The organism is Myxococcus qinghaiensis, assembly GCF_024198215.1.
In the GTDB taxonomy this organism is placed as follows: domain Bacteria; phylum Myxococcota; class Myxococcia; order Myxococcales; family Myxococcaceae; genus Myxococcus; species Myxococcus qinghaiensis.
Window position 1 is genome coordinate 44732 of sequence record NZ_JAKCFA010000034.1, and the last position, 12228, is coordinate 56959.

Annotated in this window: 13 protein-coding genes; 7 read left to right on the forward strand and 6 right to left on the reverse strand. The window is 67.7% G+C overall.

The window, feature by feature from the left end:
- Positions 1-54: 54 nt before the first annotated feature.
- Complete coding sequence (locus tag LZ199_RS41400; protein ID WP_253999323.1) at positions 55-1011, forward strand: hypothetical protein; 957 nt, start codon at positions 55-57, stop codon at positions 1009-1011.
- Between the two features lie 369 nt (positions 1012-1380).
- Positions 1381-2055 carry an RpnC/YadD family protein gene (locus tag LZ199_RS41405; RefSeq protein ID WP_253999324.1) on the forward strand — a complete coding sequence of 225 codons (675 nt, stop codon included), beginning with the start codon at positions 1381-1383 and terminating at the stop codon, positions 2053-2055.
- A gap of 22 nt (positions 2056-2077) precedes the next feature.
- Here LZ199_RS41405 and LZ199_RS41410 read toward each other — a convergent pair whose 3' ends face one another.
- The 4 genes from LZ199_RS41410 to LZ199_RS41425 form a co-directional block, all read right to left on the reverse strand.
- Positions 2078-2461 (reverse strand): hypothetical protein, encoded by a 384-nt coding sequence (locus LZ199_RS41410; RefSeq protein WP_253999325.1) that lies wholly within the window; start codon positions 2459-2461, stop codon positions 2078-2080.
- 285 nt (positions 2462-2746) lie between these two features.
- Positions 2747-3559, reverse strand: a complete 813-nt coding sequence (locus LZ199_RS41415) for a carbohydrate ABC transporter permease (RefSeq protein WP_253999326.1) — start codon at positions 3557-3559, stop codon at positions 2747-2749.
- Positions 3556-4449: a carbohydrate ABC transporter permease gene (locus LZ199_RS41420; protein ID WP_253999327.1), complete on the reverse strand. Its 894-nt coding sequence runs from the start codon at positions 4447-4449 to the stop codon at positions 3556-3558. The genes LZ199_RS41415 and LZ199_RS41420 overlap by 4 nt, the downstream gene beginning before the upstream one ends.
- A complete protein-coding gene (locus LZ199_RS41425) occupies positions 4446-5735 on the reverse strand; it encodes an ABC transporter substrate-binding protein (protein WP_253999328.1) in 1290 nt (429 codons plus the stop codon). Before LZ199_RS41425 ends, LZ199_RS41420 begins: the two co-directional genes overlap by 4 nt.
- Before the next feature lie 242 nt (positions 5736-5977).
- Between LZ199_RS41425 and LZ199_RS41430 the strand changes: the two genes are divergently transcribed.
- The 4 genes from LZ199_RS41430 (at position 5978) to LZ199_RS41445 (ending at position 10066) form a co-directional block, all read left to right on the forward strand.
- On the forward strand, positions 5978-6397 hold the full coding sequence (locus LZ199_RS41430; RefSeq protein ID WP_253999329.1) for a SpoIIAA family protein: 420 nt from the start codon (positions 5978-5980) through the stop codon (positions 6395-6397).
- 152 nt (positions 6398-6549) lie between these two features.
- A complete protein-coding gene (locus tag LZ199_RS41435) occupies positions 6550-6960 on the forward strand; it encodes an STAS/SEC14 domain-containing protein (protein ID WP_253999330.1) in 411 nt (136 codons plus the stop codon).
- Between the two features lie 407 nt (positions 6961-7367).
- Positions 7368-8672 (forward strand): cytochrome P450, encoded by a 1305-nt coding sequence (locus LZ199_RS41440; RefSeq protein WP_253999331.1) that lies wholly within the window; start codon positions 7368-7370, stop codon positions 8670-8672.
- Positions 8673-9085: 413 nt separating this feature from the next.
- On the forward strand, positions 9086-10066 hold the full coding sequence (locus LZ199_RS41445; RefSeq protein ID WP_253999373.1) for a fatty acid desaturase family protein: 981 nt from the start codon (positions 9086-9088) through the stop codon (positions 10064-10066).
- 103 nt (positions 10067-10169) lie between these two features.
- Here the strand turns inward: LZ199_RS41445 and LZ199_RS41450 are convergent, their stop codons facing one another.
- Entirely contained in the window at positions 10170-11150 is a 981-nt protein-coding gene (locus LZ199_RS41450; protein ID WP_253999332.1) for a DUF4846 domain-containing protein, read from the reverse strand.
- Positions 11151-11355: 205 nt separating this feature from the next.
- On the opposite strand from LZ199_RS41450, the gene LZ199_RS41455 reads away from it, so the two are divergent.
- Positions 11356-11958 carry a CDP-alcohol phosphatidyltransferase family protein gene (locus LZ199_RS41455; RefSeq protein ID WP_253999374.1) on the forward strand — a complete coding sequence of 201 codons (603 nt, stop codon included), beginning with the start codon at positions 11356-11358 and terminating at the stop codon, positions 11956-11958.
- A 16-nt stretch (positions 11959-11974) separates the two neighbouring features.
- Here the strand turns inward: LZ199_RS41455 and LZ199_RS41460 are convergent, their stop codons facing one another.
- Positions 11975-12193: a hypothetical protein gene (locus tag LZ199_RS41460; RefSeq protein WP_253999333.1), complete on the reverse strand. Its 219-nt coding sequence runs from the start codon at positions 12191-12193 to the stop codon at positions 11975-11977.
- Positions 12194-12228 lie beyond the last annotated feature (35 nt).

Consider the following 12228-nt stretch of genomic DNA (forward strand, 5'->3'; position numbering starts at 1 on the left):
CATCGGGGACGCGGTAGTTTGGGGTCCTTGTTCATTCTTCGCCCGAGACACCCCATGCATCGTTTCCTCGTCGCCGCCCTGCTCACGCTGTCCCTCGCTGCCTGCTCGGATGACCCGGACCCGGTACCGCCGGCGACGGATGGAGGCGCGGACGCGGGCACTCCCGACGGCACGGATGGGGGTTCGGATGCCGGGGTGGATGCGGGCTCGGACGCGGGGACGGAGCCCTTCCCGGATGCGGGCAGCTCGCACGGGACGGGGAAGCTGCCATGTGACAGCACGGGCACGGTGGTGTCCGACAACCAGACCTATACGTTCTGCGTCGCGCAGGTGGCGGGCGTCGAGTTGAAGATTGTCGAGCCTCGCACGGGCATCGTCGCCGTGCCGTTGAACCTGGCCATCTACCTGCATGGGGATGGGGCGCGGGCGCACACGGGGAACACGGCGCCGCGCCTGCAGTCTCCGTGGGCGTTCGAGCACGACACGCTCTATGTGTCAGCGCTCGCGCCGAACAAGTGTGCGTGGTGGACGAAGCCCACGTTGACGACGTGCACGGACACGGCGACGGAGGCGGACCGGGATATCTCGGGGGACAACGCGCGGGCGCTGGCGGAGGTCATCGATACGTTGCGCAAGCGCTGGGACCTCAACAACGAGCCCATCCTGTTCGGCGGGTCCTCGGGTGGCGCGGTGCTCCTCACGGCGAGCTTCCTGCCGAAGTATGGCAATCGCTATCGCGGTGTCTATGCATTGGGGTGCGGTGGAGAGGCGCCGTGGAGCGGCTCGCTGGACTGGGACAGCACGCGGCCCGAGCTGAGAGGACCCACGAAGCTGTTCTATTCGTACGGCGACCAGGATGAGTACCTCACGGACATCCGGGCCAGTGTGACGGCGTACCGAGGGTTCTCGGTGCCGCTGGAGGAGAACGTCATCGCGGGAGCCGCGCACTGCGCGTTCGACCATATCGGCGGCGTGAAGGACATCTGGGCCGGAGCGCTGGACGCGCGGTAGTCGCGGGCGGAGGGCCCGGCCGCCCATCTGGGTGGCCGGGGCGCGCATTGCATCCTGTCGGCCTCCTGTCGCACGAGCCCTGCATTCTGGAAGGAGTCTCTTCTGGATTGATGACACGGAGCGGTTCTCGCGTCGAAGACCCTACCTCGTGGATGTCAGAACCATGCACTACCTTTCAAGTAGACCATGGGACCCTACTTCGACCTCGTGCTTCGTCGCCTGGTGCAGAACCATCCGGAACATCTGCTCCTGCTCCTCTTTGGCGCTGACGCACCGACCTTCGTGCACGCCGCCGACACCAGCCTTCCTCAGTCTGAGCGCCGCGCGGACGCCATCCTGGTCGTGGAGGCCCCCACGGAGCGCTTCGCCGTGGAGCTGGAGATTCAGGCGCAGGCCGACCCCGACTTCGTCCGGAGGTTCCTGGATTACACGGTGCGCATCCATCTGCGTGAAGGACTGCCGGTGTTGCCCGTGGTCCTCCTGGTCGTCCCGGAAGCAGAAGGTGTTCGTCCGCCCTACCTTGTCCACTGTCGAGGCCGCCAGGTGCTTGCCTTTGATTTCTTGGTTGTCAGGCTTTGGGAGGTGGATTTCTCCCAGCCGGCCCTCCAGGCGGCCACCGGACTCGTGCCGCTCTCGGTTTTGGATGCACGAGCGGGGCCCGAGCGCGCGACCTGGGCCGAAGAACGCTTGCGACAAGCCAAGGACCTCTCGTCGCAAGAGAGACTGGATTTGCTCATCGTCCTGGGTACCCTTACGTCACGCCGCTTCGGAAGCGAGCGGCTCAGCCAGTCCTTGAGGAACATCATGATCGACTCACCCTTCTGGGAAGAACTGCGCGCACTGGAGCGGAGTCGCGTTTGTGCCCAGACCCTCGTCACCTTCGCGCGAACCCGAGAGCTCACGGTGTCCCCCGAGGAGGAACAGCGCCTCGCGGCCATGGACGAATCGGAACTGGCGCGACTCATCACCCTTGCCTTCACCTCCCCAGATGCGGCCCTCCGAGCAGTTCGCGAGGCCATTGGCCTCCCGACAAGTCGTCACTGAGGGCCCGACGAGGTTCCAGACTTCAAGCGCTCAGCGGGAGCAGGCGCCCTCGCAAGAGCCCACCCAGCGTCACGACAGCGGGAAGCAGGGCCTCGGCAAGCAAGAGGCCCAGGTACGTCCGTGCTTCGGATGAAGAGAGCTCGGCCTGGAGGACGGGGCCGACGTCCGCGCTGAAGAAGTCGTTCTGAAACCAGACGACGGCCCAGAGAACCGAGAGCGCGCAGGCAACGCGCCACAGCCCGCCTCGGCGCCACAGCACGAGCAGGGCACAGAGCATGCACACAGCGAGGGTCGCCAGAACTGGAGCGGGCGCCCAGGGAGCCTGCTGTTTGTCCAGCACCTCCGCCCGGCACAGGCCAGGGAACATCATGAAGCCCAGCGCGACCCGGTATGCGTATCTGCCCATGGATGTGGCTCCTCGGCCTCGGTCATCGACTGGTTGCAAGGAGTCCGCCAATGCCAGCATGGGCGCCCCACTCTTCCGCGACGGCAACCGCCTACCTCCTTGAGTTCCAGCGTTCGAGGAAACCTCGACGCCGTGACTGGCGCTTGCGCAGGGCCTCATCCTTGCGCGCCTTCACCAACCGACGCACATGCGCGATTCCCCGCAGCTCGCCATGGAAAGCACGTCCCAGTTCGGCTCCCAGTGACAGGGCTGCCTCCGCCACCGCGCGAAGGAGCCACACCCCGCCTACTCCTTCACCGCCCCCGCCGTGAGTCCCGACACAATCCTCCGCTGGAACAACACGGTGAGCACCACCAGAGGCAGCGTGGCCACCACGGAGGCGGCGGCAATCTCCCCCCACGGTTCACGGTACTCGCTGGCGAACAGGCTGATGGCCACCGGCACCGTGCGCTTCTCCGGCGTCGTCAAGAACGTCAGCGCGAACAGGAACTCGTTCCACGCGAAGATGAAGACCAGGATCGCCGTCGTCGCCAGGCCCGGCGCCGCCAGGGGCAACAACACGCGGCGGAACGCCTGGAACGGCGTGCAGCCATCCACCCGCGCCGCCCGATACAGCTCGTCCGGGAGCTGCCGGAAGAACGACGTCAGCACCCACAGCGTCAACGGCATCGCGAACGTCGCATAGGGCAACGCCAGTCCCACCAGACTGTCCCGCAGCCCCACCGCCCGCAGGATGAGATACAGCGGGCTCACCGTCGCAATCGGCGGAAACATGCTCACCGCCAGCGCCGCGCTCAACAGCAGGCCCTTGCCTCGAAACTCCAGCTTCGCCAGCGCGAACGCCGCCGCCGAGCCAATCACCAGACAGAACACCGTCGTCAGCGCCGCCACCACCAGCGAGTTCAACACCACCCGCAGGAACGGCCGCCCCCACAGCACACTCACGTAGCTCTCCAACGTCAGGTGCGAAGGCCACGAACGGGTCAGCTCGCCATCCGGCCACAGGCTCGTCAGCACCTGCCAGAAGAACGGCCCCAGGAAGAACGTGAGGAACGCCACCACCGCCAGCGCCGTCCCCAAGCCCGCGCGCTGTCTCATCGCGCCTCCTCCTGCCGCCCCAGCAAGCGCAGCCACACCGCCGCCAGCACGACGACGCACAGGAACGTCGCCACCGACAGCGTGCTCCCGTACCCGAAGTCCCCCGAGCGCATCAGCGTCTTGTACGCGTAGATGCTCAGCGTCTCCGTCGTGTTCGCCGGCCCTCCCTCCGTCAGCACGTAGATGGCGTCGAACACCCGGAACGCATCCAACGAGCGGAACAACACCGCCAGCAGCAACGCCGGCTTCAGCAACGGCAAGGTGATGGAGCGGAACGTCCGCCACGGTGACGCGCCATCCACTCGCGCCGCCTTGTAGAGGTCCTCCGGAATGCCTTGCAGCCCCGCCAGCACCAGCAGCGCCACGAAGGGCGTCGTCTTCCACACGTCCACCAGGATGGCCGCGTGCAACGCATACCCGGGCGCACCCAGCCAGTTGATGTCACTCCCCAGGAGCAACCGATTGATGAGCCCATAGTCCGGATTGAACATCCACGCCCACAGCCTCGCGCTCACCACGGTGGGAATCGCCCACGGCACCAGCACCGCCGCGCGCAACAACCCTCGCCCCGGAAACGCGCGCTGTAACAACAGCGCCAACGGCACCGCGAGCAACAGCTCCACCCCCACCGCCACCACCGTGAAGTACGCGGTGTTCCCCAGCGCCGACCAGAACCGCGCGTCCCCGAGCAGGTACGCGTAGTTCCCCAACCCCACGAAGCGCCGCTCACCGAAGACGAGGATGAAGCGGTGCAGGCTCAGCCACACCGCCGCGAGAATCGGATACAGCGCCACCGCCGCGAGCACCAGCACCGCGGGCGCCACCAGCCAGTACGCCTGTCTGCGCTCCCGCTCCAGCGAGCCTCGCGCACGCCCCGGACCCACCGTCATCGCCCCTCCCCCATCAAATGGTCCACCTGCTTCTGCGCGCGCTTGAGCGACTCCTCGGGCGAGCGCAGGCCCGCCACCGCCGCGGAGAACTCGCTCTGCAACACATCTGAAATCAGGTTGTAGTACGGCGTCACCGGCCTGGGCTTCGCGCGCTCCGCCATCTCCCGCAGGCCCGCGATGAACGGCGAGCTCTCCTTCAACCTCGCATCGTCATACACCGCCGCCCTGGGCGGATTGCGCGCGTAGTGCACCGCCAGCACCAGGTTCGCCTCCGGCGACGTCAGATGCGAGATGAGCTTCGCCGCCAGCTTCCGCCGCTCCGGCGACACATGCGCATTCACGGCGAGCTGATATCCGCCCAGCGTCCCAAAGCCCGGCTCGCCACTCACCGTGGGCAGCGGCGCCATCCCCACCTTGCCGCGAATGGGCGAGCCCTCCTTCTGCGCCTCGCTCCACGCATACGGCCAGTTGCGCATGAACACCGCGCGCCCCTCCTGGAAGATGCGCCGCGCCTCCTCCTCGCCAAAGCCCATCACCGTCTCCGGCGACACCCCGCTCACCAGCAACCCGCGCAGATACGCGAGCGCCTCGCGCCCGGCCTCCGTCTCCAGCAACACGCGCCCGTTCTCCCCCATCGCGTGTCCGCCGTGCCCCCACAGCGCTTCAAAGACATTGCAGCTCAAGCCCTCGTACTGGCGGCCCTGCCACACATAGCCCTGGATGCCCGGCACCTTCGCCTTCGCGTCCAACGCGAAGCGCTCCAGCTCCGCGTACGTGCGCGGCGCCCGGGGCACCAGGTCCGTGCGGTAGTACAAGACGCCCACGTCCAGGTACCAGGGCACCGCGTACGTCCGCCCCTCCACGACGACGGCCTCCACCGGCCCCGGCAGGAACTCCTCGCGCAGCCGCTCCGGAGGGAACTCCGCCGACAGGTCCGCTATCCACCCCGCCCGCGCGAACTCCGGCACCCACACCACGTCCGCCACCAGCACGTCGAAGTCCTTCGCCCCACCCTCCAACGACGTGAGGAAGAACTGGTGCGCCAGGTCCGACGAGTTCGGCAGCGCCTCGGTGACGAGCGTCACCCCGGGGTTGTCCCGCTCGAAGCCCGCCAACAGCTCCCGGAAGGGCTCCGGCGGCCCCCACAGCGGCTGATACTTCAGCACCAGCCGTGTGGACCCCGCCCCGTCACGCCCATCCTCCGAGCCCGAGCCGCCGCCCCGCCGGCACCCCGCCGACAGCACCGAGACACCCAACACGAGCACGACGAAGAACGAGCGGACCATGGGTGCCGGCAGTCTCCAGCCCCCCACCCCACCGTCAACCCGCGCCCACGCCCACGGTTCTCACCCCAACACCCTGTTTCTCCTCGCGGCGTGGGCCACACCGGGCAATTCGGGCCCATCTGGAGAAAAACGTCCCTCTGGAACTCCGGGGACCAAACCCAGGACGTCCGTTTGCCTTCACCCCGGGAACGGGCGTTATCCTTCCGACAGAGCGGCAGCAGGACCTCTGGGTGGGGGATGCAATGGCGGAGAAGGCTCGGGAGTGGAAGTACGGCGCGCATCGGGTTCGCATCGAGCCGCCAGACATCGCGGTGGCGACCTTCGAGGGTCCCATCACCATGGACGACGTGAAGCGCACCTCCGAAATCTACAAGGAGGTCTACGAGCACATCGGCCCCTACTACATCCTCGCGGAAATCGGCCGCTCCCAGATTGAGGCCGCCGGCCGCCGCTACCTCTCCGAGAACAACCGCTCCGAGTGGTTCAAGGGCTGCGTCTACGTCGGCGCCGACATCGTCCAGCAGACCTTCGGCAAGGCCATCTCCCTCGCCATGCTCTTCACCGGCAAGTCCAGCTTCGAGACCACCTTCGTCAAGACGCTCGACGACGCCCGCGCCTGGGTCCTCCAGAACCGCGCCCGCTCCCAGCGCAAGGCCGGCTGAGACGCGTCCCACCGCCGTGTGAAGTCCGATCCCCTCTGTCTCCTTCCAGACCCGGACCCCGTCTGAAAGTCCTGGTTTGGGAGGGAAGACTGGATTCTCGCTCCCGGTGGCCCTGGGCGGTATGCTCGCGCCGTCAGCCCAAGGGAGCGCCCATGCAGCAACAGGAATGGAAGTTCGGTGCCCACCAGATTCGCCACGAGGCCCCGGACCTGGTCGTCGCCGTGTTCAGCGGCATGCTGAACCTGGAGGACATGAAGCGGGCCGTTGAAATCTACGGCGAGGTCGCCAAGAGCGGCGGCTATTACATGATTGCCGATATCGGCAACTCGCAGCTCCAGGCGGAAGCGCGCCGGTACCTGTCCGACAACAGCAAGGCGGAGTGGTTCAAGGGCTGCGTCTACGTCGGCGCGGACATGGTCCAGCAGACCTTCGGCAAGGTCATCTCGCTGGGCATGTTCCTGACGGGCAAGTCCGAGTTCAAGACGGAGTTCGTCAAGACGATGGCGGAAGCCCACGCCTGGGTGGAGCAGCAGCGCCGCGCCAACGTCCGCAAGAGCGGCTGAGCGGCCCCACGCTTCAACCGTCGCGGTGGCCCCTCCCAGGGGCCCCGCCGCCCCCCGTGTGTAACCGGGTTGAGCCCTTCCAAGGCGCTCCCCGCACACCAGGTGCCCGCCGGAGTTCCCACAGTCCGAGCCGATGAGACTTTTTCCGCCTCCGGCCAACCCCCTGGAATCACGTCCGTCCCACCAGGGCCGAGCCGCTCCAGTGACGCACAAGGCCAGTTTCACTGAAAAAATCGCACTCCACTGGCGCGATAACTGGAAATTGATGTATAGGCGGTCATTCTGGAGCCCCCATCGCGCCCGGTTTATCCAGTCGGGCTCCGGAACCGGCTGTGCCCCATGCCTCAACCAACCCTTGTCCGAGCAGTGAGCTGGGGGGGCCCGCGCTCGAACTGCCGAGTGACTCCATGCCCGTAACGGTTCAGAAGCAGGAAGAGACCGGTGTTCCGGCCCATGCCCCCGCGGCGCCGCGCTGCCCTCACCTGGGCGCGCAGTACAACCCCTTCGCGGGCCCCCACGTCGACAACCCTCACCCCTTCTTCGAGAAGCTGCGCAAGGAGGAGCCGGTCAGCTTCAACCCGATGCTGGGCATGTGGCTGGTGAGCCGCAACGACGACATCCTCCAGGTGCTCAAGGACACGGCGCGCTTCTCCAACCGGGACATGCTGTTCAGCGGGACGACGCTGACGGACGAGGCGAAGGCCATCCTCGGGCAGGGCTTTCCGCTGGCCCACGTGCTGTTGGGCATGGACCCGCCGGACCACACCCGGCTGCGCAGGCTGATGAACCGGGGCTTCACCGCGCAGCGCATCGCCGGCATGGCGCCCTTCATCGAGAAGCTGGCGCGAGAGATGGTGGGCCGCTTCGCCCAGGACGGCCACGCGGACTTGGTGGAGCAGTTGGCGTACCCGCTGCCCGCCCACGTCATCCTCGGCGTCATGGGCGTGCCGCAGGAGGACGTCTGGAAGATCAAGCGCTGGAGCGCGGACTGGCAGCAGCTCACCTTCGAGCACGTGCCGCCGGAGAAGCAGCCGGAGCTGGCGCGCGGGGTGATTGAGTTCCAGAAGTACTGCGTCCAGCTCATCGAGGAGCGCCGCAAGGAGCCCCGCGAGGACCTCACCAGCTACCTCGTCGAGGTCGAGGCGGACGGCGAGGCGCTGACGGTGCACGAGCTGGTGATGGCCATTGGCGCGTCCTTCCTGTCCGCCGGCCATGAGTCCACCACGGCGATGATGGCGAACACCTGGAAGCTCGCGCTGGAGCACGGCCTGTGGAAGCGCCTGCGCGACAACCGGGAGCTCGTCCCCAAGTTCATCGAGGAGGGCTGCCGCTTCGACTCCGTCCAGCACGCCATGATTCGCACCGCCCTGGAGGACGTGGAGGTCGGCGGCGTCAAGCTGCCCGCCGGCTCGCGGCTCCTCATGCTGTACGCCGCCGGCAGCCGGGACGAGTCGCTCTGCCCGCACTCCAACAAGCTCGACGTGGACCGCGAGAAGCCGCCCCAGCACCTCACCTACGGCCGTGGCACGCACTTCTGCCTGGGCGCGCCCCTGGCCCGGCTCCAGGCGCAAATCACCACCAACGTCCTCCTGGACGCCCTGGAGGACCCGCGCATGGTGCCGGGACAGGACCATGGCACCTGGCAGAGCATCGTCCTGCGCCAGATGCGCCACCTGAAGGTCGAGTGGACGCCGTCCACTCCCAAGCCTTAGTCGCCCGCGCGCGGCATTCGGCGCTTCCCGCGCACCCACATCCATGTCATGAGCCGGGCCCTGGAGACCTTCATTGTCTCCAGGGCCCTTCGCATGTCTGGGGCCTGACTTCAGTGGACCCGACCCGCCCACAGGCGGTCCACTCGCACCCGGCTTCCGGCCAGAGTCGGAGTCAGTGTCGACACCCATGGGGTTTCGGCCGACTTCACTTGGCTGTTTGAAACGGGCGTGCGTACGTTACAGAGAGAAATTTCTTGCCATACTGGCCGTTTTCGCGAGAAAGAGTCCTGGATTACCCCGCTTGCTCGTAAAGACGAAGGAGCCCCCTCATGTACGCCGAAGTCGTTGACGAAGCGGATGTGCAGTTTGCGCGACGCGTCGACAGGCAGGCCCTGGCAAAAATGACCCGGGAGATGTCCCGGGTGAGCAATGTGCGGGCGCTGTGCGCGCTCGGCACTCAGTGGCTCGTCATCGTGGCCGCGTTCACCGCGGTGGTGTGGGTGGACCGGTGGTGGGCGTGGCCCATCGCCGCGCTGGTCATCGCCACGCGGCAGCACGCGATGCTCGCGCTGATGCACGAGGCGGCGCACTACCACTTCCTGTCGAACCGGAAGGTGGGCGACGTGGTGGCCGACTTCCTGTGCGCCTTCCCGCTCAACATGACGACGGCGGGCTACCGGCACCAGCACATGGAGCACCACCGGTACGTGAATACGGAGAAGGACCCGTACTGGGCCTCCATGCAGCAGGACCCGTCCTGGCACTTCCCGCGCACGCCGGTGAAGGCGGCGGCGGTGTTCCTGGGCGACGCGCTGGGCCTGTACGCGCCGAGCCACCTCAAGGTGGTGCTGCCCTGGACGTACTGGGGTCGGCTCCTCGGTGGCGCGAAGCCCAAGGTGTCCGCCGCCGAGCACGTGCGCTACGTCCTCTACGTCACCGCGCTCATCACCGTGCTGGTGACGACGGGCGCGTGGCTGCACTGGCTGCTCCTGTGGGTGCTGCCGACGACGACGGTGATGATGGCCTTCTTCCGGATGCGCGCGCTGGGCGAGCACCCGCTGGACGCCGAAATCAAGGGCGACGAGACGCGCGAGACGCGCGACGTGAAGGGCACGCTGCTGGAGAACTTCTTCGTGGCGCCGCTCAACTGCAACTACCACCTCACGCACCACGCGTTTCCTTCCGTGCCCTTCTACAACCTGCCCATCATGCACGAGGAGCTGGACAAGGCGGGCATGCTCGAGGACGGCGTGAATCGCTTCGACACGTACCTGGGCAAGCACAACAGCCTGGTGAAGTACCTCACGCGCAAGCCCGAGGGCACCAGCAGCGAAGCGCTGCCCACCACCACGCCGCCGCCGTCGCAGGGCGTGCGGATGCCGCTGCACTCGTAGGGAAGCAACGACGCGCGCATCGCCCTGGCGAGCGAGGCGTCGGTACCTGTCAGTGAGCGTCGGGGTGGGGGCCCCGGGGCGAACGACGGACCGACGGCACGCCTCACGGGAAGCGGCGCAGCGACGTCCACGGGAAGGGCTTCCAGAAGGGCGTCGTCACCGCGTCGGAATCGAGCGGGAACCAGGGCCCCACGGAGGTGTCTCCCGAGGAGAGGACATGGAAGTCCTGGGCGGGCATGAAGCCTTGACCCAGCAGTGCCACGCGGCGGCCCCCCGCGTCGGCCGCCAGGTCCAGCACCAGCACCGTGTGCCCCGGGCTGCCGCCCAGCACGAAGAAGTCCCCGGGACGCAGGGCGTCTCGCGCGGGACGACTCTTGGCGCCCTCCAGCGACAACGTGCCCGCGTAGGTGAAGACCAGGTCCAGATACGAACGGAACGCCGCGCGTGAGCTGTCCGCCGCCGCGCTCCGCGCCCACGTCACCTTCGAGCCGGCGATTCTCGCCCTGTCCCCCGCCGCGTACTTCGGCCACGAGGCCAGGTGTCCGCTGGTGAAGCGGTAGGCGATGTCCTCGCGCCGCTGGCTGGACCACTGCCACTCCGCATGCAGCCGGATGATGGAGTCCGCGCACTGCTGCAGGTTGGCGGAGCCGATATCCAGCTCCGCCACCGCCGCCAGCCGCGCATCGTCTCCGGGCAACACCTCTCCGCCCCGGAAGTGCAGCACGGGCGTACCTTCCGCGCGCAGCGGCAGGCCGCGAAGCCACGCGCCGAACGAGCCCTCCTCCAATGTCACCCGCGTGTAGCCCTCCGGTGCGGGGATGGCGGCGTCCAGCGGACGGACCCGGGCGCCCTTCGACAGCCAGGCGTAGCGCGCCAGCTCCTCGCGCGTGGCGGCGCGCGGCTCCACGGGCACCGCCTGCTCGGGAGCCCGTGAGGCTACCGTCGCGAGCACCCTGGCCCGCGGGCGCATCTCCAGCGGGGCAGCGCCCGAGACGCCCGGCCACAGCAGCGCCAGCAGACAGGCATGGACAGGCCAGCGCGGTGGGGAGGACGGATGGCGGAGCGGACACTCGGGCGCAATCACGACGGGGAGACTCCAGGCAGGTGGGAGCGACGCTCCGGATGGGAGGATTGTCGCCGCCCGAAGGTTCCCTCGTGCAGTCCGTTTCGGGAAGGTCGCGCGCGCATGGTCGCCTGCCCTGCCGACGCGGCGATGACCGACGACTCGACGACACCCCGTCCCCCGCGGCAGGTGCGTGATGACGGCCGAGCACTACCTTCAAGAGAAGATGCGCCGCCAGGCGAGCCTCGTGCTGCTCAACATCCTGTCCCTGTCCCGCCTGCCCATGGCGGTGGCCTTCATCGTCGAGTCCGACGTGAGGGTGCGCGCGGCGCTCGTCATGCTGGCGGCCTTCACCGACTTCCTCGACGGCTGGATTGCGCGACACAAGGGCCTGGCCACGCGCCTGGGCGCGCTCATCGACCCGGTGGCGGACCGCGCCTTCATGGTGACGGCCATCTTCGTCTGCTACCTGGACGGCCTCATCGCCCTGCCGGAGGTGCTGCTGCTCCTGGTGCGGGACATCGGCACCGCGGTGGGCTTCATCGTCACCCGGCTGGTGCCGAAGCTGCGGCGGGCGGAGCTCAAGGCGCGGATGCTCGGCAAGGTGGTCACCACGCTGCAACTGGTGACGCTGCTGTGCGTGCTGCTGTTTCCCCCCGCCGTGCGCCCGCTCGTCGCGCTCATCGCCGTGCTGTCGCTCGCGTCGGTGGTGGACTACACGCTCGCGGTGCTGCGCTCTCGGAAGGTGCCCCGGAGTGTCGAGCCTGTCTCGCGGCGCCCTGACGAGCACGGGCCGCGAGGCACGCCCGTGCCCACGGCCCGCGAGTAATCCTCTCAAGTGAACTTCATCCCGGCGGCGGCGCGGAGTCCTGCGACTCCGAGAGCCCCAGGGCCCTGTCTCGCTCGGGGGATGCGGCGGCGCGCTCACCCTCGCTCATCTCCGACCAGACATCATCCAGGTCGTCCAGCAAGGCATCCTCCTCCGGTGAGCCACCTTCTGGATGCCGCGCACGCACATTCTCGAACTTGCGCAGCAACGCGCGGTATCGGTCAAAGGCCGTCATGACGGGAACCTCCCTTCGAGCGACGACGAACCTGA